The 19,558-nt window shown below is 66.0% G+C and carries 16 protein-coding genes; 9 read left to right on the top strand and 7 right to left on the bottom strand.

Translation table 11 applies throughout. The features are described 5' to 3' along the window. The first annotated feature begins 65 nt into the window (after positions 1-65). Positions 66-1,037 (top strand): MBL fold metallo-hydrolase, encoded by a 972-nt coding sequence (locus ABB28_RS09680; RefSeq protein WP_057508433.1) that lies wholly within the window; start codon positions 66-68, stop codon positions 1,035-1,037. A 102-nt stretch (positions 1,038-1,139) separates the two neighbouring features. On the opposite strand, the gene yihA is transcribed toward ABB28_RS09680, so the two are convergent. Next, positions 1,140-1,739, bottom strand: a complete 600-nt coding sequence (gene yihA, locus ABB28_RS09685) for a ribosome biogenesis GTP-binding protein YihA/YsxC (protein WP_057508434.1) — start codon at positions 1,737-1,739, stop codon at positions 1,140-1,142. A 124-nt stretch (positions 1,740-1,863) separates the two neighbouring features. Here yihA and ABB28_RS09690 point away from each other — a divergent pair, with 124 nt between their 5' ends. From ABB28_RS09690 to ABB28_RS18005, 6 genes are all read left to right on the top strand, one after another. Next, complete coding sequence (locus tag ABB28_RS09690) at positions 1,864-2,661, top strand: c-type cytochrome (RefSeq protein WP_057508435.1); 798 nt, start codon at positions 1,864-1,866, stop codon at positions 2,659-2,661. 102 nt (positions 2,662-2,763) lie between these two features. Next, positions 2,764-3,411, top strand: a complete 648-nt coding sequence (locus tag ABB28_RS09695) for a thiol:disulfide interchange protein DsbA/DsbL (RefSeq protein WP_057508436.1) — start codon at positions 2,764-2,766, stop codon at positions 3,409-3,411. Between the two features lie 100 nt (positions 3,412-3,511). Continuing rightward, on the top strand, positions 3,512-4,333 hold the full coding sequence (locus ABB28_RS09700) for a thiol:disulfide interchange protein DsbA/DsbL (protein WP_057508437.1): 822 nt from the start codon (positions 3,512-3,514) through the stop codon (positions 4,331-4,333). Positions 4,334-4,385: 52 nt separating this feature from the next. Next, entirely contained in the window at positions 4,386-5,123 is a 738-nt protein-coding gene (locus tag ABB28_RS09705; protein ID WP_211260379.1) for an endonuclease/exonuclease/phosphatase family protein, read from the top strand. 243 nt (positions 5,124-5,366) lie between these two features. Further along, complete coding sequence (fhuE, locus tag ABB28_RS09710) at positions 5,367-7,526, top strand: ferric-rhodotorulic acid/ferric-coprogen receptor FhuE (RefSeq protein ID WP_057508439.1); 2,160 nt, start codon at positions 5,367-5,369, stop codon at positions 7,524-7,526. A gap of 655 nt (positions 7,527-8,181) precedes the next feature. Then, positions 8,182-9,096, top strand: coding sequence for a hypothetical protein (locus ABB28_RS18005; RefSeq protein WP_152983442.1), 915 nt, complete (start codon positions 8,182-8,184; stop codon positions 9,094-9,096). Positions 9,097-9,253: 157 nt separating this feature from the next. Here ABB28_RS18005 and ABB28_RS09720 read toward each other — a convergent pair whose 3' ends face one another. Further along, complete coding sequence (locus ABB28_RS09720) at positions 9,254-12,127, bottom strand: TonB-dependent receptor (protein WP_057508441.1); 2,874 nt, start codon at positions 12,125-12,127, stop codon at positions 9,254-9,256. Between the two features lie 201 nt (positions 12,128-12,328). Then, complete coding sequence (locus tag ABB28_RS09725; protein ID WP_170184008.1) at positions 12,329-13,477, bottom strand: ABC transporter substrate-binding protein; 1,149 nt, start codon at positions 13,475-13,477, stop codon at positions 12,329-12,331. Positions 13,478-13,761: 284 nt separating this feature from the next. On the opposite strand from ABB28_RS09725, the gene ABB28_RS09730 reads away from it, so the two are divergent. Then, the gene (locus ABB28_RS09730; RefSeq protein ID WP_057508442.1) at positions 13,762-15,738 is read left to right on the top strand and encodes a transglycosylase SLT domain-containing protein; all 1,977 of its coding nucleotides are present in this window, start codon (positions 13,762-13,764) and stop codon (positions 15,736-15,738) included. A 179-nt stretch (positions 15,739-15,917) separates the two neighbouring features. Further along, complete coding sequence (locus ABB28_RS09735; RefSeq protein WP_057508447.1) at positions 15,918-17,138, top strand: multifunctional CCA addition/repair protein; 1,221 nt, start codon at positions 15,918-15,920, stop codon at positions 17,136-17,138. A gap of 214 nt (positions 17,139-17,352) precedes the next feature. On the opposite strand, the gene ABB28_RS09740 is transcribed toward ABB28_RS09735, so the two are convergent. The 4 genes from ABB28_RS09740 to ABB28_RS09755 all read right to left on the bottom strand — a co-directional run. Next, entirely contained in the window at positions 17,353-17,787 is a 435-nt protein-coding gene (locus tag ABB28_RS09740; protein ID WP_042614147.1) for an SseB family protein, read from the bottom strand. A gap of 46 nt (positions 17,788-17,833) precedes the next feature. Beyond that, complete coding sequence (locus ABB28_RS09745; RefSeq protein ID WP_057508443.1) at positions 17,834-18,082, bottom strand: hypothetical protein; 249 nt, start codon at positions 18,080-18,082, stop codon at positions 17,834-17,836. After that, positions 18,072-19,109 (bottom strand): S41 family peptidase, encoded by a 1,038-nt coding sequence (locus tag ABB28_RS09750; RefSeq protein WP_057508444.1) that lies wholly within the window; start codon positions 19,107-19,109, stop codon positions 18,072-18,074. The genes ABB28_RS09745 and ABB28_RS09750 overlap by 11 nt, the downstream gene beginning before the upstream one ends. Positions 19,110-19,226: 117 nt before the next feature. After that, positions 19,227-19,558, bottom strand: a 332-nt coding sequence (locus ABB28_RS09755; protein WP_057508445.1) for an autotransporter outer membrane beta-barrel domain-containing protein, incomplete at its 5' end; no start/stop codon positions are given.

Genomic DNA, 19,558 nt, shown 5'->3' on the forward strand with positions numbered 1-19,558 from the left:
CGCACCGCCGCGCCACGCGACGATGGCTTCCAGCGGAATGTCCCGCGCAACCAGGCCGAACCACCATGTCCCTGCAACGCTCCGCGCTGGCCAGCGCCCTGCTGCTTACCCTGTGTGCCTCGCCCCTGGCCGCCCTGGCCAGCACTCTTGCGCCGCCCCGCGCCGAACAGGTCCCCGGCGTCTACCACCAGCGCATCGGCGACCTTCAGGTCACCGCGCTGTTCGATGGCGTCGTGGCACTGGCCCGCAGGGAGCTGGTCGGTGTCGACCCGGCCATCGTCACCCGCGCCCTGCAGGACCGCTACGTGCCGGAAAGTCCGAAGGGCCTGCAGACAGCAGTGAACGCCTTCCTGATCCGCGAAGGTGACCACCTGACCCTGGTCGACGCCGGCACCGCACAGTGCTTCGGCCCCGGGTTGGGACAGGTGCTGGCCAACCTGCGCGCGGCCGGCGTGGACCCGGCCGACGTGGATGACGTGTTGCTGACCCATGCCCACCCCGACCATCTGTGCGGCATCGTCGATGCGCACGGTGCGATCGCCTATCCCAACGCCACCGTCTGGTTGTCCAGGGCCGACGCGGACTACTGGCTGGACCCTGCCAGCGAAAGCACCGCGCCGCAGGGCGTGCGCTTCGCCTTCGCGCTGGCGCGCAGCGCTGCCGCGCCCTACCAGGCCGGCAACCGGCTGCGCACCTTCGCCCCGGGCGACGCACTGCCCGGCCATGCGGTCGCACTGGATACCCACGGCCACACCCCCGGGCACGTCTCGTTCCGTTTCGACAGCCAAGGCCAGTCACTGCTGGTGTGGGGCGACGTGCTGCATTACCACGCAGTGCAGTTCGCCCACCCCGATGCCTCGTTCGAAGCCGACAGCGACCGGCGCGCAGCGATCCACAGCCGCACGGCGATGCTGGCGCAGGCCACGCAGGGAAGATGGTGGGTTGCAGGCGCGCACCTGCCGTTCCCGGGGCTGGGCCACGTGCGCAGCGAAGGTGAGGCGTATGCGTGGGTGCCGGCAGAGTATTCGCCGCTTTGACCGGGCCGGATCGGTAGGGACGGCCGCTGGCCGTCCTGCTTCAACCCGGATGACGGCCAGCGGCCGTCACTACCCACACCCGGATCTTTTTCCCTGCGGGGTTCAGAGCCCCAGCCAGCCGCCGATGATGCCGCGTGCTTCGTCCACGCCCAGCCGGCTTTCGCCGGAGAACACCTGCACGCCGACGGTATCGCCGAAGGCTTCGTGCAGCTCTTTCTTGACCTTGTTCAACGAGATAATCTGCTGGCTGCGGCTGAGCTTGTCGGCCTTGGTCAACAGCGCATGCGCCGGCAGGCCGCGCTGCACCGCATAGGACAGCATCTGCCGGTCGTATTCCTTCAGCGGATGACGGATGTCCATCACCACCACCAGGCCGCGCAGGGCCTGCCGGGTGCGGAAGTACTGGTCGATGAAGGCCTGCCAGTGCGCCTGCAGGTCCAGCGGCACTTTGGCGTAGCCGTAGCCGGGCAGATCCACCAGATGGGCTTCGGGGGTGACCCGGAAGAACACCAGCTGCTGGGTCCGACCAGGGGTCTTGGACACACGGGCCAGCGCGTTCTGGCGGGTAAGAGCGTTCAGGGCACTGGACTTGCCGGCATTGGAGCGGCCGGCAAACGCCACTTCGGCGCCTTCATCAGGCGGCAGCTGCCGCATGTTGTGGGCCGAAACGAAGTAGTGCGCGCGTTCGATGAGAAGAGACATGACGCATAGGATCGCATGTTGCGCCGCCGCGCGCCCGACCATTGTTTGACCGTGCCATGAACCGGCGTTGATAATCCGGCGTATCCGGGCGGAGGGCCTGGCCGGACCAGAACGGAGCTCCAGCATGCGCCACGCTCGCGTTATTGCCGTTTCCGCTGTCGCCATATCCATCCTGGGCGCTGCCGCCTGGGCGCAGACCAGCATCACCCCGCTGCCGGACAACGGCCCGATCCAGACCGCATCGCTGGAAATCGACTTCAGCAAGACCCAGTGGGGCGACGCCAAGGCCGGCCAGACCAAGGCCGCGGCGTGCGCCGCCTGCCATGGCGCCGACGGCAACGCGGGCATCGAGATGTACCCCAGCATCGCCGGCCAGAGCGAACGCTATTCCGCCCAGCAGATGGCATTGATCGCCACCGGGCAGCGTACCTCGGGCGCGGCGGTCGCCATGGTGCCTTTCGTCAAGGACCTCACCGCGCAGGACATGCGCGACATCGGCGCGTTCTTCGCCACCCAGAAAGCCGCTGCCGGCATCGCCGATGACACTGTCGTCGCCGATGGCCCCTACAAGGGGCTGAAGTTCTATGAGATCGGCCAGCAGCTGTACCGTGGCGGCGACGTGGCGCGCGGCCTGCCGGCCTGCATGGCCTGCCATGGCCCGACCGGCGCCGGCAATCCCGGCCCGGCCTACCCGCACATCGGCGGCCAGCACGCCAGCTATGTGTCCCGCCGCCTGCAGGAGTACCAGGCCGGGCGCAGCGGAGAGACCGACAAGGCGCACTTCGAGATCATGGCCAGCGTGGCGGCCAAGCTCACCGAACAGGAAATCCAGGCGCTGGGCAGCTACCTGCAGGGCCTGCACGACCGCGCCGATGATGTCGCCGCACAGGCCACCGCGGCGGCACCGACGGCCGCCCCCTGACGACCGCCCATCGCCTGCGGTATCCCCCGCGGGCGCTGGCTGAGGTATGTTCATCTCCGCGCCGGCACCCGTCGGCACCTGTTTTCATGGAGATGCGTGTCGATGAGGTTGATTCCCCGTCTGTTGCTGTCCCTGCTGGCGCTGCTGCCGCTGGCCCTGTCCGCCGCGCCGGCCGCGACCGATCTGCAGGAAGGTCGCGATTACGAGCGCATCGCCCAGCCCGGCCCGTTCCAGCCGCTGGACGGCAAGATCGAAGTCGTCGAAGTGTTCGGCTACACCTGCTCGCACTGCGCGCACTTCGAACCGCAGCTGGTCGCCTGGGTCGCCAAGCTGCCCAAGGACGTGCGCTTCACGCCGGTACCGGCGGCGTTTGGCGGGCCGTGGGATGCCTGGGCCACGGCGTATTACGCCGCTGACCAGCTGGGCGTCGCCAAGCGCAGCCATGGCGCGGTGTTCAAGGCCCTGCACGAAGACCGCAGCCTGCCGATGCAGAACGTGTCGGCCGACGAGCTGGCGACCTTCTACAAGCAATACGGCGTGAACGAAGCGGCCTACGTGGCCGCGCTGAAGAGCGAGGCGGTACAGGCCAAGGTCAGCGCAGCGCGCGACTTCGCCCGCCGCACCCGGATCCCGGGCACGCCCAGCCTGGTCATCAATGGCCAGTTCCTGGTCAAGGGCAACAGTGCCGAAGAGCAGCTGCGCATCGCCTCGGCGCTGATCGCGCAGGCCCGCTCCGGCAAGGCCCGCTGAACCACACGCCATCCACACGCGGCGCCCATGCGCCTGCGTGTCATCATTCGTTCCTGGCCAGCGCCCGACGCCGGCCTCAACCATTGCTGGAGAAGCTTTGATGAAGACCCGTTTCGCCCTCACCCTGCTGGCCCTGCTGCCGATCCTCGCCGCCTGCAAGGCCGACGACGGCACCGCCAACTTCGCCGCTCCGACCGAAGCAGCCCCGGCCGCCGAAACTGCCCCGGCAGCGGATGCCGCCGCACCGGCCACCAGTGAACAGGCAGCTGGCACCGAGCAGGCGGCGGGCAGCGAAGCCGCGCCGGCGGCCGCCAACGATGCGCCGATGCGCCTGACCGGTCCAGAGCCGGTCGCCGGCACGGACTACGTGGTGATCGAAAACGGCCAGCCGTTCCAGCCGGTGGCGGGCAAGGTCGAAGTGGTGGAGATCTTCGGCTATGTCTGCCCGGCCTGTGCCGCGTTCCAGCCGCTGGTGGGCCCGTGGAAGGCCGGACTGCCGGGTGATGTGAACTTCATCTACGTGCCGGCCATGTTCGGCGGCACCTGGGATGACTATGCCCGTGCGTTCTACGCCGCGCAGACCCTGGGCGTGCAGGAAAAGACCCATGAAGCCGTCTACGCCGCCATCCACGCCGAGCAGACCCTGAAGGGCGAGCGCGGCCGTGATTCGGTCGATGACATCGCCGCCTTCTACGCCAAGCACGGCGTGGACGCCAAGCAGTTCAGCGCTGCCATGAGCAGCTTCGCGGTCAATGCCAAGACCAACGCCGCCAAGCAGTTCGCCCAGCGCAGCAAGATCTCCGGCACCCCATCGCTGATCATCAACGGCAAGTACCTGGTGAAGGGCAAGTCGTTCCCGGACTACCTGCGCATCGCCGACCACCTGATTGCGCGTGAGCGTGCGGCCAAGGCCGGCAACTGATCCCGGACAAGCGCATCCCGTCGTGAATTCCCCCACATCACGCACCCTGCGCCTGCTGACGGCCAACATCCAGGCCGGCTCGAGCACCCGCCGTTACAGCGACTACGTGACCCGCAGCTGGTCACATGCGCTGCCGGCGGGTCGCAAGCGCAGCAGCCTGGATGCGATCGCCACGCTTGCCCGCGGGCACGACATCGTCGGCCTGCAGGAAGCCGATCCCGGCAGCCTGCGCTCGGGTTTCACCAACCAGACCCACTACCTGGCCGAACGCGCCGGCTTCAATTACTGGAGCCACCAGCCGAACCGGCGCATGGGCGGGGTGGCCTCATCGGCCAACGGCCTGCTGAGCCGGCTGGAGCCGGTGGAGGTCCAGGACCATGCCTTGCCCGGCCGGATCGGCGGACGCGGCGTGCTGCTGGCCAAATTCGGCGATGGCGCCGACGGGCTGGCGGTAGCCGTGGCGCATCTGTCACTGGGTGCCGGTTCCCGGCTGTCGCAGCTTTCCTTCATCGCCGAGATGCTGTCCGACCACCCGAATGCGGTGCTGATGGGCGATTTCAACTGCCTGGCCGAGCGCCCGGAAATGCAGGTGCTGTACCAGAAGACCACCCTGCAGCCCCCGGGCTGCGTGGTGCCCACCTTCCCCAGCTGGCGCCCGGACCGGGCCATCGACCACATCCTGGTCAGCAGCAGCCTGCAGCAGCGCAGCATCGAAGCCGTTCCCGCGGCCTTCTCCGATCACCTGGCCCTCGCCATGTCGATCGACGTCCCGGCCAGCGCACTGCGCTGAGTCGGTACGGTCGACCGCGGGTCGGCCTCTTCAGTTCACCTGTTCAGGCATGGACGGCCAGCGGCCGTCCCCAAGACATGACTGCGATGCCATTGATGATGCGAATCAGTCCCATTATCATAGTGTGATCGTGATCGCACAGGATGGTGCGGGCGCGCCTTAGCTCTCCCCCTTTTTCCCGCTCCGTTTGGCCATCAGGGATCCCCGGCCAGGCGCCTGTAGCGACCTGCCTGGTTGATGCCGATGACCCGTCCCGCCCCCCTCGCCCTGCGCCGCCTGCCGCAGGCCCTGATGGTTGCCCTGTGCAGCCTGGCTGCCGCACCTGCCTTCGCGCAGAGCAGCGACACGCCCGATGGCAGCTCCGCCACCACGCTGGATGGCATCGTGGTCAAGGGTGAGCGCGCCGAAGGCTATTCGGTCCGTCGCACCTCGGCCGGTACGCGCTTCGACCTGGCCCCGCGCGAGATCCCGCAGTCGATCAGCATCATCAGCCACCAGCGCATCGAGGACCAGAACCTCGACGACATCATCGACGTGCTGGCCAACACCACCGGCATCAGCAGCACCCAGTCCGATACCGAGCGCACCGAGTTCTACGCGCGTGGTTTCTACATCGACAGCTACCAGTTCGACGGGCTGCCCACCCAGATGGTGCAGAACTGGAGCTACGGCGATTCCGGCCTGGACCTGGCCCTGTACGACCGCGTTGAAGTGGTGCGCGGCGCGACCGGCCTGCTGACCGGCGCCGGCAATCCGTCGGCTTCGGTGAACCTGATCCGCAAGCATGCCGACAGCGCCGAACTGACCGGCAACGTGTCGGTCAACGTGGGCAGCTGGGGCCGCACCCGCAGCACCGTGGACGTCACCACGCCGCTGAATGCCAGCGGCTCGGTGCGCGCCCGCGTGATCGGCAGCTACCTGGACACCGAATCGCAGATGGACCGCTACAACCAGCACAAGACGCTGGGCTATGCGGTCATCGATGCCGACCTGACCCCGGACACCCAGCTCAGCGTGGGCTACGACTACCAGCAGAAGCGTGCCAACGGCGCTACCTGGGGCGGCTTCCCGATGCTGTTCTCCGACGGCAGCCCGACCCCGTTCGACGAATCGTTCAGCGCCAACCCGGGCTGGACCTACTGGGATACCACCAGCAAGCGTCTGTTCGCCACGCTGGAACATGCCTTCGCCAATGACTGGAAGGTCAAGCTCGGCGCGACGCATGACACCACCAAGGCCGACGACAAGCTGTTCTACCCGGCCTACAACGACTGGACCACCGGCGCCTCGCTGCTGGACAAGAACACCGGCGCCGGCGTTTCGCCCTCCGCGGGTTTCTACAACACCGAGCGCAAGGTCAATGCGGTTGACGGCTTCGTGGAAGGTCCGTTCCAGCTGTTCGGCCGCGAGCACCAGTTCATGGCAGGTGCGAGCTACAACAAGCGCGAGTTCGCCAACTACGGCGATTACCAGGTCGGCTGGGCGCCGCTGGACAACTACCTGGCCGGCGTGGGCGACTTCCCGGAGCCGAACTGGGTCGGTACCCTGCCGCTGCAGAGCGAAGGCACCATCACCCAGAAGGCCGGCTATGCCGCCACCCGCCTGTCACTGGCCGACCCGCTCAAGCTGATCATCGGCGCGCGTTACACCGACTGGAAGAGTGAGGGCGAAGGCAACGACCGCGCGCACAAGGTCACCACCCCGTATGCGGGCCTGGTGTTCGACATCAACGAGACCTACTCCACCTACGCCAGCTACACCGAGATCTTCCAGCCGCAGACCGCGCGCGATCGCAACGGCAGCTACCTGGATCCGGTGGACGGCAAGAACTACGAAATCGGCGTCAAGGGCGCCTGGTTCGACAACCGCCTGAATGCCTCCGTCGCCGCGTTCCGCATCGAGCAGGACAACGTGGCGCAGGTCACCAGCGAGCCAATCCCGAGCCGCCCGGGCGAGTTCGCCTACGTCGCCGCACGCGGCACGGTGAGCCGCGGTTTCGAATTCGAGGTGAACGGCGAGCTGGCTCCGGGCTGGAACGCCACCTTCGGTGCATCGCGTTACGTGGCCAAGGACATCAACGGCGCCAACATCAACACCAACCTGCCGCAGACCACGATCAAGCTGTTCACCAGCTACACCCCGCAGTCGCTGACCGCACTGACCGTCGGCGGTGGTGCCAACTGGCAGAACGGCATCTACTACCCGGTGCCGGCTTACGGGCGTATCGAGCAGGACGGCTACGCGCTGGTCAGCGCCTTCGTGCGCTACCGCATCTCGCCGGAGTTCAGCGTGCAGGCCAACCTCAACAACCTGCTGGACAAGCAGTACTTCTCGCAGATCAACGGCTATGGCGCGTATGGCGACGGACGTAATGGCTCGCTGACGTTCACCTACAACTTCTGATCACGGCTGGCTGAAACAGGGGTCGGAGTCCTTCCGGATGGCGGAAGGACTCCGACCCTTTTTTGTAGCCGGTTACGGCGCTTGCAGATGCCTGCGGTGGTGCCGCCATGACGCAGCACGAAAGCGTCATCAGAATAACCGCGCCGAGAACCAGGATCATCTTAAGCTTTCTGCTCTTCATCAGTTGCCATCGCATCACCAGTAAGTGGCATATCAGGTCGACGGCGGCCCCTCAATGCGGGCACTCGCGAAAGGCCGATTAATGCAAAGGGCCAAAGAAGAATCACCCGTGGATGTTGGTGGGAACTCCGTCCAGTGCTGTCGCAATCAGCGCGGTCTAATCCGGCGCGAGCCTGCATCCTCGAAGATGAGTTTCACACAGCCTCAAAATCAGCAACTTCCGATGAGTTCGTTAAAAATCGCGCCATACAAATTGACCGAAAACTGCAAGAAAGAAGTGCGATAGCGGGAGCCCCGTCGCAGGATTCAGCTGAGCAGATCATCTACTCATCACGATCGGATTCCGGCGGCAAAGAGGAGGGAATCGCTATGCATAACTGTTGATCGGTTCAAGCACCGGGTCACAAAAAAATAGTCTGCAGGCGAGCAAAGAATCATGTGCAGCGACGGGTTGCCAACGTAGCGCAGGCTCAAGATGAAGAAGATGCTCATCGCGGCAATATTGTTCATGCTGCCGGTCTCGTGGAACGCCAGCAAAGCGCAGGAACCGGGCCAGCCGGGCTTGGTCCAGTGCAATGGCTGCATTTTCCCGCGGCAGGCTGCAATCAACACCGGCTCCTCTGGATTGAAGCTGGTTGTCGATTTCAGTACTGCAAAGCTGTACGGCTTCCAAGTCGAGTATGACCGGGAGACAAGACGGTGGCTTGCCTTCCCACAACAGGTGCCAGAGCCGATAACTACGGCCTTCCATCGAATCATGGATGCGACCTCGGCCGCAGCCCTTGAACCTGAAGCCAGAACGGGACCTCAGCAAGGTCGGAAAAAAAATGGAGGGCCTCTGGTCATGCTGCATCCGGATAATCCCGGGAACGCAAACGACATCCGATTTCCAGATGCTTACAAAGGCCTTAATGCGTACGACATCGTCGACTCTGCCACCTCAATATCCAGACTAGGCCAGAATTTGGCATTCGAGTTGGCTGGTGCGACCGGCAACAACCTCAATTGGAATTCTATCGCCCTAACGCTGCAGCAGGCTGCCCTGACGTTCGGATCGATCTACGGCAGCGGAACGATCACCATCCGAATCACTTGGCGAGATGGATCAACGACCACTTACACAGTCACCGCCGAAAATGTCAGTGAGGCAAAGTACTCGCAGGGACAGAGCAGGGACGCGACGGGGAACATGGTCCCGGACCAGTCGATCGTCGAGCCGGCAACAGCTCCCCGGTACGCGGGAGCCTACTACTTCGGTGACGCCAATGATCGAGCGCGCTGGACACGAAGTGCCTCCCACTTCGGCGTCCCGGTCAGCGGGGGAAGCTCGACAGGACGCAGGATGTCGTGTTCATGGGATGGGAAGACCATTACATGCCAAGCGATGTAGGCGACGCGAGCAGCACAAGAACGCCGGAGCAGCCAGCAGCAAGCTTCATGCCTCGCGGCTGGAAATCGCCGTACTGAGGTCCGGGGTGAAGCCCGGGGTCAGAGTCCTTTCGCACAGCGAAAAGACTCTGACGCCCTTCCTGTAGCCTCTTTCTACATCAGAAGCGCAGGTCCGCGCGGGCGTACCAGAAGCGTCCACGCGGGATGTCGTACGTGGAGGCGTCGTAACCGTTCAACGAGCACGACAGGCAGATCGGCGGATCCTTGTCGAACACGTTGTTCAAACCCAGGCTCAGCTGCAGGCCCTTCATCCAGTCGACCTTGTAGCCCACCTGCATGTCATGGAAGGTGGTGGCAGCCAGCTTGTTGGTGCCGGCTACCTGGTCGCTGCAGATCGGGAAGGCGGACGCATCGCCGCACTGCTCTGTGAGCTCGGAGATGTGCCGCACCGTCCACGAAGCGTTCCAGTTGTCCAGCGCCCACGACACGCTGGCGTTGCTGGTCCATTCGGGAATCGAGCTGTCGGCCACTTCCACGCCCGGTTCCTGCGGCTGCCGCTGGCCGGCCGCGCCGAGCGCCTCGTAACGTCCGACGAAGGTGTTCTGCCAGCCCAGCTTGAACTGGCCGATGTCGGTCTGCGGCAGGGTGTAGAACAGGTCCACGTCCCAGCCATCGGTCTTGATTGAACCCAGGTTGGTCAGCCGATTGTTGAAGCTGCTGATCGCACCGGTGTTGGCACGGGTAATGCCGTTGCAGTACAGCGGGTCCAGCGAATCCACGCACAGATCCAGCTGGGTCTGTGCGTTGATCGCCTGGATGGCGCCTTCGATGGTGTGGCGGTAGAACGTCACCTCCACGTCGAAGCGCTCGGACCACTCGGTGTTGTTGGCGAACCACGGGCTCCACACGAAGCCGGCGCTGAAGCTGCGCGAGTGCTCCGGATCCAGCTCGATGTTGCCGCCGGTGGTGACCGAAATCTGCGAGTTGGCGGACTGGAATCCGCTCGGAACGCCCAGCGCCGCGCAGTTGGCGGCATTGCCACGCGGTGCATCGCCGCCGAGGCCGATCGAGCACGGATCGAAGATCTCCAGGTCGCCACGTGCGGCCGAACCGTAGAGCTCGCCGATGGACGGCGCGCGGAAGCCTTCGGCATAGCTGGTGCGCAGCACGAAGTCATCGGTCACCTGCCAGCGCAGGCCGTATTTAGGCGTGAACTCACCACCGAAGGTGGAGTAATCCGAGTAGCGTCCGGCCAGGCTCAGGTCCAGCTTCTCGCCCAGCGCACTCTTGGCGAAGATCGGGATGCTCAGCTCCAGGTAGGCTTCATTGACGTCGTAGGAACCCGACGTCGGCAGTGACGGGACGCCGTTGTAATGGCCGATCACGGTCAGCGGATCGGGCTGGTAGGAGCCCTCGTACTTGCGGTACTCGTAACCCGTGGCGAAGGCGAGCGGACCGGCCGGCAGGGTGAACAGCTCACTGGACAGGTTGGCGGTGAACAGGCTCAGTTCGTTCTGGCTGCGGTCGCGCACCACCGGCTGGATCCACTGCAACATGGCGGGGGTAATGCTGCCTTCGCCACTGAAGATGTCCAGCGGAACGCAACCGGGTGTCGCTGCGCAGATCGCCGGATCGCCGAGTGCAAGGTTTACATTGCGGATGTTGTAGCTGCCATAGTTGGTCTGCTCGGCCTTGTTCTTGCTGTACATGCCGTTGACGTCCCAGAACCAGCTGCGATCCGCCGCTTCGAAATCACCCACCAGCCCGGTTGCAACGTAGCTGGTATTGACCTCCTGTTCGAACACGCGCGCACCGCCCTCCACCGGGCGACGGCCGATGAACTGCAGGTTGTCGGAAGAAACGAGATCGAAGCCAAAGGGGTTGAAGGGATTCAACGCAGACACGGTGATGTTGTCGGCAAACGCATTGCCGGTGCCCGCATTGGGTCCCAGCCCGATGGGCTCAGGCGCGGCCTGGTTGGTCGATTCACGTCGGTTGCCCAGCGCCTTGACGTACCACTGCAGGTTGTCGGTGATATCAAAGCGGAACTGGCCAAAGATGCCCTTGCGCTCAGACGGTGTCAGCAGCAGGTTGTACTGTGCATAGTTGAAACGATCAGCGCTGGTGAAGCAGTGGTAATCATCGGTGCGGCTGCAGCCGGCACTGCCGTCGTAGGTCGGTGTGCCCGAGCCCACGTTCGGCACCAGATCCTGCGCCGCCCCGGTGTTGGGATCAACGAACTGGAAGCGTCCCTGCGGAATGCTGCCACTGCCGAACGACAGTCCTGTACCCGGTTTCGGCAAGCGCGACTGGTCGCGCGTATTCGCATACACCGGATCCTGCTTCGTATAACTCGCCCCCAGGAACAGGCTGTAACGGTCGCCCTGCGTGCCCCAGGCAAGGTCGATGCCCTTCTGCGTGCCATCGCCCTTGCTGTACTCGCCGTAGTTCATCGTCACCTGGGCGCCATCGAAATTGCGGCGGGTGATGATGTTGACCACGCCGGCGATGGCATCGGAGCCATACAGCGACGAGGCGCCGTCTTCCAGCACTTCGATCCGTTCGACGATGGCCAGCGGAATGGTATTGAGATCGGTCGCCGAGCCGACACCGGATGCGGACGATTCATTGACCCAGCGGATGCCATCGACCAGGACCAGCACGCGCTTGGCGCCCAGGTGACGCAGATCGACCTGCGCCGAGCCGGCACCGACGCCGCTGCCATCCGGCGGGAAGCCGAAGTTGCCGGACGAGTTGAACTTGGCATTCAACGCCGAGCCGGAACCGGTGAGCTGCTGCAGCACCTCGCCGATGGAGGTCAGGCCGGTGCGTTCGATCTCGGTGCGGGTGAGGGTCTGGATCGGCAGGTGGCCCTCGACTTCGGCGCGTTTGATGCGCGACCCGGTGACCTCGACACGATCCAGCTCGGTGGCGACACGGGGGGTCTCCTGCGCCATGGCGCCGACAGACGACATCAGGCCGACGCACAGGGATACAGCGACCGCCAAGGGGCGGTAATGCAGATTGTTCATTCGCTTCTCTCTCTCCAGATGGGCGTACCAATCAACTGCGGAACTCACACAACGTCCTAGTTGTAAACAACTTGTAAAAGACGCGACGTGACCGGTGCCTCGCTTTCACTCTGGCTACACAAAGCCGAATGCGCCCAAACGAAAGAGGCCGCCGCTGTCGGCTGCCCCTGATTCACGTGCCTGCGCTGGAACAACAGCGACTCAGTACGGCGGAGTCGACGGCGCCGGGGGCGCCACGATCCGATCCGGCGTCAGTCCCAGCACCCTGATCAAATGGGGGTCGCGCAACGGGGATTCCCCTGTTACCGGTCCGAAAATGTCAGCCATGTGCTCCCGCAGCCGTGCCACGTTCGCCCGATCACTCATCCAGCGGGTGAAATCATGCACGTCGACGTTGTTCAGGGATTCCAGCGGCGGCAGGCCCGGCGCCTCGCCGACATCACCGCGCGCGCGCCATCCGTTGTAGGTGGACTGGAACTCAGCAGACCCCAGGTAGGACATCAACAGTTTGGCGCCGGCCGGACGCTGCGCTGCCTTGAAGATCGCAGCACGTTGGTTCCACACGATGAACGGCTCTGTCGTGGAGATGAGGTGCCGGCTCGGACCTTTGGCGAATAACGGATAACCGGTCAGATTGCCCAGCAAGGACGGGCTGCGGCCAACCAGACGGGAGGGGACGGCGGTGCCCCGGTAGAAGCGGGGTCTCTGCGCTGCCAGCGCCTGCAGGTATCCGGTCCCGAACGCCTTTTCGATCTTGTCGAAGACATACAGCACGGCATCGTCGTCATGCGGCCAGGGCAACACCAGTCTTCCCTTCAGAGGCCGCCGATCGAAATCGGCCAGGCGCTGCGGACGCTGGTAGAGCCGCAGGCTGCGGGCGTAGGTCGGCACGAAGGCATAGTTCCAGGCCGTCACGAAGGCGCCGTCCGGATCCGCATAGCCGGCTTTCTGCTGTGCGAAGCCCACCGGCTTGTAGTTCATCAGGACGCCGGCCTTCTTCCACTTATCGAAGTCGAACGTTGTCTGCAGCATGGCGACGTCGGGCGTCAGCCGGCCCGCCGCCAACTCCTGATCGATGCGGATGTCGTGGAACTTCGAGAGGTCCACCAGCACGTCGAGTTGCACGCCGGGAAAGCGCCTTTCGAATGTTGCCTTGAATCCATCCATCTGGTCGGGCGCATCGCCGCCAGACCACAGGACCACCTTGCCCCCCTCCCTGAGCGCATCCTCGTACAGGGCATCAAGCTGGTGGGTTTCCTGCGGCAGGACAAGCGTCGCGCCCGGTGTCGTTGCGGTCGCGGCGCTGGCGGTGACGCCTATCGCGGCGCAGGCCGCTACCAGCACGGCCATGGACGCTGTGACTACTGATCGTTTCATCTTGGTTTTCCCCGTCAAGAAGGTTCCGCGTCTTTTCTGGGACGCGGCCTGAACGTATCGCCCGGCCAACCCCGCTCAGGTGACCGCAGACACGTCCTGCTGATACGCCCCCGGAGATGCCACGGAGGGGCGCGATCCACACCACGATCCGCGGCAGCACGCGTCTGAAGATCCCGGACGACGCCCACGCCTGTGCGGCAAGGGACAGGCTCCGACGATGAGAGCTGAATTCAGGACTGACGGGTTATTCTGCCCGCATGACTCGACACTCTCGCCCTGCCCTGTCCCTGCTTGCCGCCGCAGCGTTGTCCTGCGCCGCGCCCAGCGGCTTCGCCCAGTCTTCCGATGCCCAGCGCGCGCAGCTGAAGACGGCCATCGCCGATGCCGAACGCGGCCAGTTCAATGCGGTCCAGGCCGGCACGCTGAGCCGCAACCCGGCCTACGGTTGGCTGGAATACGCGAACCTGCGACGCAACATCGAAACGGTCAGCAATGACCAGGCGCAGGCCTTCCTCAAGCGTTACGACGGCCAGGCCGTGGCCACCACGTTCCGCAGCGTGTGGCTGCCGGCGGTCGCCCGCCGCCAGGACTGGTCGACCCTGTTGGCCAACTGGGCGCCCACCGAAAACGTCGGCCTGCGCTGTGCGCAGCTGACCGCGCAACAGGCCACCGGCAAGGCCGATGCGCAGTGGACCAGCGCGGCGCAGGACCTGTGGCGCAAAGCCGGCAAATCGCTGCCCGATGGTTGCGATGCGGTGTTCGCCGTGCTGCAGGCGCAGGGCGGCATGACCGACGCATTGCGCTGGGAGCGCGTGGACGCCGCCGCCGATGCCGGGCAGCCGGCGGTGATGCGCAGTGCCGCACGCGGCCTGCCCGCGGCCGACCTCGCTCTGGCCACCGATTACGCCGCCTTCGTGGATGCCCCCAGCGCGAAGGCCCTGAACTGGCCACGCAACGAACGCAGCCGGCGCATTGCCACCGATGGCCTGCAGAAGCTGGCCAAGGCCAATCCAGACGCCACCGAACAGCAGCTGCCGCAGTACGCGCAGGCCCTCGGGCTGAGTGCGGACCAGCAGGCCCAGGTGCGCTACCAGATTGCCCTGTGGACGGTGGCCTCCTACCTGCCCGATTCGGCGCGCCGGCTCAACGCCGTGCCGGATTCGGCGTATGACGAGCGCCTGCACGAATGGCGTGTTCGCGAAGCCATGTCACGCGGCGACTGGCCGGCCACGCTGGCCGCCATCCGCAAGATGGGCCCGACCCAGCGTGCAGATTCGCGCTGGACCTATTTCGAAGCGCGCATGCTGGAAAAGACCGGCCAGGCGGCGCAGGCCAAGCCGGTGTTCGCGCGCGCGGCCAGCTCGCCGACCTTCCATGGTTTCCTGGCCGCCGACAAGCTGGAACAGCCCTACATGCTGTGCCCGTGGAAGCCCAATGACAGTGCATCGGCGCGTGCCGCCGTAGCGCGTGATCCGGCCATCGTGCGCGCGATGGAGCTGTACCGCATCGACCGCGCCAGCTGGGCGACGGCCGAATGGAACAGCGCCCTGGCGAAGTTCGACGACACCCAGCGCCGCCTGGCGGTGGAAGTGGCGCAGGAAAATGGTTGGTTTGATCGCGCGGTGTTCTCGCTCGGCAAGCAGCCGGACGAACAGCGGCTGTACCACCTGCGCTTCCCGCTGCACCACGACGGCAGCATCCGTCGCGAGGCCGCGCGCAACGCGATCGATCCGGCCTGGGTGGCCGCGGAAATCCGTGCCGAGAGCATCTTCAGCCCCAATGCGCGCTCGCCCGCCAACGCGATGGGCCTGATGCAGGTGCTGCCCACCACCGGCGCCGCGGTGGCAAAGAACATCGGGCTGACCAGCTACGGTGGCGCAGCCAGCCTGTACGATCCGGACACCAACATCGCCATCGGCACCGCCTACCTGCGCCAGCTGATGAACAAGTACGACGGCCTGCCCTACGTCACCATCGCCGCCTACAACGCCGGCCCCACGCCGACCGCGCGCTGGCAGACCCAGCGGCCGGGCTTTGATCCGGACCTGTGGATCGAGACCATCAGCTACAAGGAAACCCGCGAGTACGTGGCCCGCGTGCTGGCCTTCAGCGTGATCTACGACTGGCGCCTCAACGGCGATGCCCTGCCGCTGAGCGACCGGCTGATGGGCAAGCTGGTGGACACCCGCAAGAAGTTCACCTGCACCGCCGCGGCCGGCGCCAAGGCGGATTGAGGCACGGGCGTGACGACCAACGGTCGTCACCCACCCACGGCAGAAGCGTGACGGCCAGCGGCCGTCACTACCACCGCCGTGGTAGCGCCGAGCCGTGCTCGGCGAGCGCAGCGGAAGGCAGAAGCGTGACGGCCGAGGGCCGTCACTACCTGCGGCGAAGCCGCCGTATCATGGGCGGCATGAAGATCTATCTCGTCGGCGGCGCGGTACGCGACCGCCTGTTGCAGCGCCCCGCCGGTGACCGCGACTGGATGGTGGTCGGCGCCACGCCCGCGCAGATGGAGGCCCAGGGCTTCCGTGCGGTCGGGCGCGACTTTCCCGTGTTCCTGCATCCGGACACCAGCGAGGAATACGCCCTGGCCCGCACCGAGCGCAAATCCGGCCGCGGCTACCGCGGTTTCGTAGTCGATGCCGATCCGTCGGTCACGCTGGAAGAAGACCTGCAGCGCCGCGACTTCACCATCAACGCCATCGCCTGCGATGAGGACAGCGGCCAACTCGTCGATCCGTATGGCGGCATCGGCGATATCGAAAACCGCGTGCTGCGCCATGTCGGCCCGGCCTTTGTCGAAGACCCGCTCCGGGTGCTGCGTGCAGCCCGTTTCATGGCCCGCTTCGCGCCGCTGGGCTTCACCATCGCCGATGAAACCCTGGCATTGATGCGCGAAGTCGCCGCCAGTGGCGAGCTCGACGCGCTGGTGCCCGAACGCGTGTGGCAGGAACTGCGCCGCGCCTTGGCGTCGGAGCGTCCGTCGGCGTTTTTGCACACGCTGCATGATGCGCATGCACTGGCGCCGATCCTGCCCGAGCTGGATGCACTGTACGGCGTGCCGCAGCGCGCGGAGTACCACCCGGAAGTGGATACCGGCGTGCACCAGGAAATGGTCAGCGACATGGCCGCGCGCCTGGCGCCGGGCGATGATCTGGTCGGCTTCGCCGCGCTCACCCACGACCTGGGCAAGGCGCTCACCCCACAGCAGGAATGGCCGCGCCACATCATGCACGAGCAGCGCGGGCTGGAGCCGTTGAAGGCGCTGTGCGCGCGCCTGAAGGTCCCGGCCGAGCACCAGCAGCTGGCCGAAGCCGTATGCCGCGAGCACCTCAACGTGCACCGCATCGACGAGCTGCGCGATGCCACCGTGCTGGAGCTGCTGGGCCGCTGCGATGCCCTGCGTCGGCCCGAACGCGTGGCCCGCATCGCGCTGTGCTGCGAGGCCGACAAGCGCGGCCGGCTCGGTTTCGAGGACGGCGACTACCCCCAGGGTGAGACCCTCAAGCGCCTGCACCGGGCCGCGTTGTCCGTGCAGGCGCGTGACCTGGACACCACCCACCTGAAGGGGCCGGCGATCGGCCAGGCGCTGGCCAAGGCGCGCATTGCAGCGATTGCGGCAGCACGCTGACCGCCCAGCGTCTTCCAGGTGACCGCAGCTTCAAGCACGTTCCCGCGCGTTCCGCCAAGCGCCTGATCGCACCCAACCAGTAGCCGGCGCGGCCACGCGCGGCGTGGCCGCGCTCACGCGTTGCCCCACGAGGCGTCAGCGGACGAGCGGACCAGCACACGTCCGGACACGATCAGGCCTTCGACCAGAGGGTCGCTGAGGCCAGCAGCGCTCCTCAGCGGGCTTCGCCGCGGGTGAACGCGTCGGCGCGCTGCTTCAGCTGCACCACCGCATCGGGGATCATCTCCATGCCCAGGTCGAAACCGGGATTGAGCACGATGCCGACGCCGTCGGAAATCGCGCTCAGCAGCCAGCGCACTTCCACCTGCAGGGCGTTCTCGAACTGCGGCAACTGCTCGCTCCACGCGCTGGCACGTTCCACCGCGGAGAAGATCGCGAACATCGGCTCATCGGCTTCGCTGGTCAGCACCAGCGGATTGATCGATTCATCCCAGTCCGCGTCCGGGCCGACCGGCTTGTCCAGCAACACGAACACCTGGTCGCCCAGCAGGCTGTCCAGGAACGCGGGCGCCTGCAGGGTGCCGTCCTGCGCCTGCACCAGGCGCACTTCCAGATCGTTCAGCGGTTCAAAGGGGGCTTCGGCTTCCACGGTTACTCCTGCTTGCGTGCTCACACGCGTGATCGATAGCGCGACTTTAGCAGGCCGTGGCGTTGTCATCCTGTGGACCGGCGCAGCCACCACCCCACGCTGAAGCCGTGGCCGCCCAGAACACCAGCCCGGCCAGCACACAGGCGTGGCCGTCCTCGGCGCGGCGCGAACGCAGCAGCCGCAGGATCAGGTACCCGGTCCCACCCAGCACGATCTCCACGACGAACCAGGCCGGCTGCTGCAGCAACCAGCGCAGCAGGGCCGCCAGCCCCTCGCCGATGATCTCACCCGGCACGCGGGGCGGCCTTGGCCTGGGCGACGCAGCCCGGCTGCGAGAGCAGCCAACGGTGGGCCGCGGCCAGCGTCGCCGCTTCGCCCTCGGTGACCTGGTCCGGCACGATCGGTCCGCCGTCGCCCACGCCGTTGCGGTCGGCCATCAGCGTGTCGGTCAGCAGGAAAAGCGTGCCGTCGGGCAGGCGGATGGAGGAATTGGAGGTAGCAAAGCCGGCCGTCGGCGCGCCGAAGCTGCGCGTATCCGGGCGTCCACGGAAGGCAAGTGCGGTGGCTTCGCCGGAACTGGCGGTACGTTCGCCCAACAGGACCGCCACCGGCCCGCCCGGCTCGCGCAGGCGGTATCCGGGTTGGCCAAACCCCAGCATCGGCCGGCCTTTCGCCATCAGCGTGCCATCGTGCGATTCCCACGGCACGTTCGGTCCCGCGCCACGCAGCATGCCCAGCACCTGGATGCCATCGCCGGGGATCCGCAGCAGCGGCTCCACGCCCAGCAGCATCGGCCACATGTTGCCGCCGCTGTTGTTGCGCAGGTCGACGATCCAGCCGCAACGCGGGCTGGAATCGGCATCGCGCAGGCGTTGCTGCAGCGCCACTGCCCGCTGCACCGACTGCCGCGCCTGCTCTGCCGGGGTGCTGGCCAGGGTCGGTGAAAAGCGATCGACCGCCACCCAGCCAAGCCGGCGATCCAGCGTGGCAGGCAGGCCGCCGCGCCCCGCTGCGGCGCCCGCGCCAGGCACTGCGTTGAGCTGCGCGGGCAGCTGCACGCTGCCGGCGGCTACCCAACGTCCATGGCCCTTGGAACTGCGCTGGATGGCAGCATCCAGCACGGCGCGGACCCGTGCGGGGTCGCCGTGCGCGCCGGCGATATCAGCGCGTACCAGCGTCCAGTCCACCGCCTCGCGGTACAGCGCCCGCTGTTCCATCAGGTCGAGCATTTTCGCCAGCGATTCCGCTGAAGGAACGTCCACCGCCTGCGCCAGGGCAGGCACCAGCATCATCGCAACCACCCACGCACAGCGACCGGCCATCGCGCTACATCCATGTAGAGGAAGCCGGATGATACGTGAACGCTGGGCGCGAACGCGATGTTCCGTACAGCCCGCCGGGCATGGCCCGGCGCTGCCGCCAGGCCCCGGCGGAATGCCTCACCAATCGAAGCGCAGGCCGATGTTGCCCTCCACGCTCCTGCGTTCGCGGTTGCGGTCCTCGAGGTCGCGCGTGTAATCAGCCACCGCGTACGCGCTCACGTTGCGGTTGAACCGCCCCACCACGCCCACGCCGACTTCCCAGGCGCTGGTCTCCTGCCCGGCGACGATGCGGTTGCTGCCGAAGTCCACGCGGTTGTCGCCATCCAGCGTCTTCCAGTAATTGAGCTTGAAATACGGCTGCCAGCCGTTGTCGGCCAGTCCGTAATCGCCGGCCAGGCGCAGGCCGATACGGCCGGTCCAGGCGTTGTCGGCGTCGAAGCGGATCGCCG

Origin of the sequence: Stenotrophomonas chelatiphaga (genome assembly GCF_001431535.1) — a bacterium.
GTDB lineage: Bacteria > Pseudomonadota > Gammaproteobacteria > Xanthomonadales > Xanthomonadaceae > Stenotrophomonas > Stenotrophomonas chelatiphaga.

Bases quoted from the DNA above. Each gene is read 5' to 3' on its own strand.
- ABB28_RS09680 (WP_057508433.1), top strand. From the start codon at position 66: ATGTCCCTGCAACGCTCCGCGCTGGCCAGCGCCCTGCTGCTTACCCTG.
- yihA (WP_057508434.1), bottom strand. From the start codon at position 1,739: ATGTCTCTTCTCATCGAACGCGCGCACTACTTCGTTTCGGCCCACAAC.
- ABB28_RS09690 (WP_057508435.1), top strand. From the start codon at position 1,864: ATGCGCCACGCTCGCGTTATTGCCGTTTCCGCTGTCGCCATATCCATC.
- ABB28_RS09695 (WP_057508436.1), top strand. From the start codon at position 2,764: ATGAGGTTGATTCCCCGTCTGTTGCTGTCCCTGCTGGCGCTGCTGCCG.
- ABB28_RS09700 (WP_057508437.1), top strand. From the start codon at position 3,512: ATGAAGACCCGTTTCGCCCTCACCCTGCTGGCCCTGCTGCCGATCCTC.
- fhuE (WP_057508439.1), top strand. From the start codon at position 5,367: ATGACCCGTCCCGCCCCCCTCGCCCTGCGCCGCCTGCCGCAGGCCCTG.
- ABB28_RS18005 (WP_152983442.1), top strand. From the start codon at position 8,182: ATGAAGAAGATGCTCATCGCGGCAATATTGTTCATGCTGCCGGTCTCG.
- ABB28_RS09720 (WP_057508441.1), bottom strand. From the start codon at position 12,127: ATGAACAATCTGCATTACCGCCCCTTGGCGGTCGCTGTATCCCTGTGC.
- ABB28_RS09725 (WP_170184008.1), bottom strand. From the start codon at position 13,477: ATGGCCGTGCTGGTAGCGGCCTGCGCCGCGATAGGCGTCACCGCCAGC.
- ABB28_RS09730 (WP_057508442.1), top strand. From the start codon at position 13,762: ATGACTCGACACTCTCGCCCTGCCCTGTCCCTGCTTGCCGCCGCAGCG.
- ABB28_RS09735 (WP_057508447.1), top strand. From the start codon at position 15,918: ATGAAGATCTATCTCGTCGGCGGCGCGGTACGCGACCGCCTGTTGCAG.
- ABB28_RS09750 (WP_057508444.1), bottom strand. From the start codon at position 19,109: ATGGCCGGTCGCTGTGCGTGGGTGGTTGCGATGATGCTGGTGCCTGCC.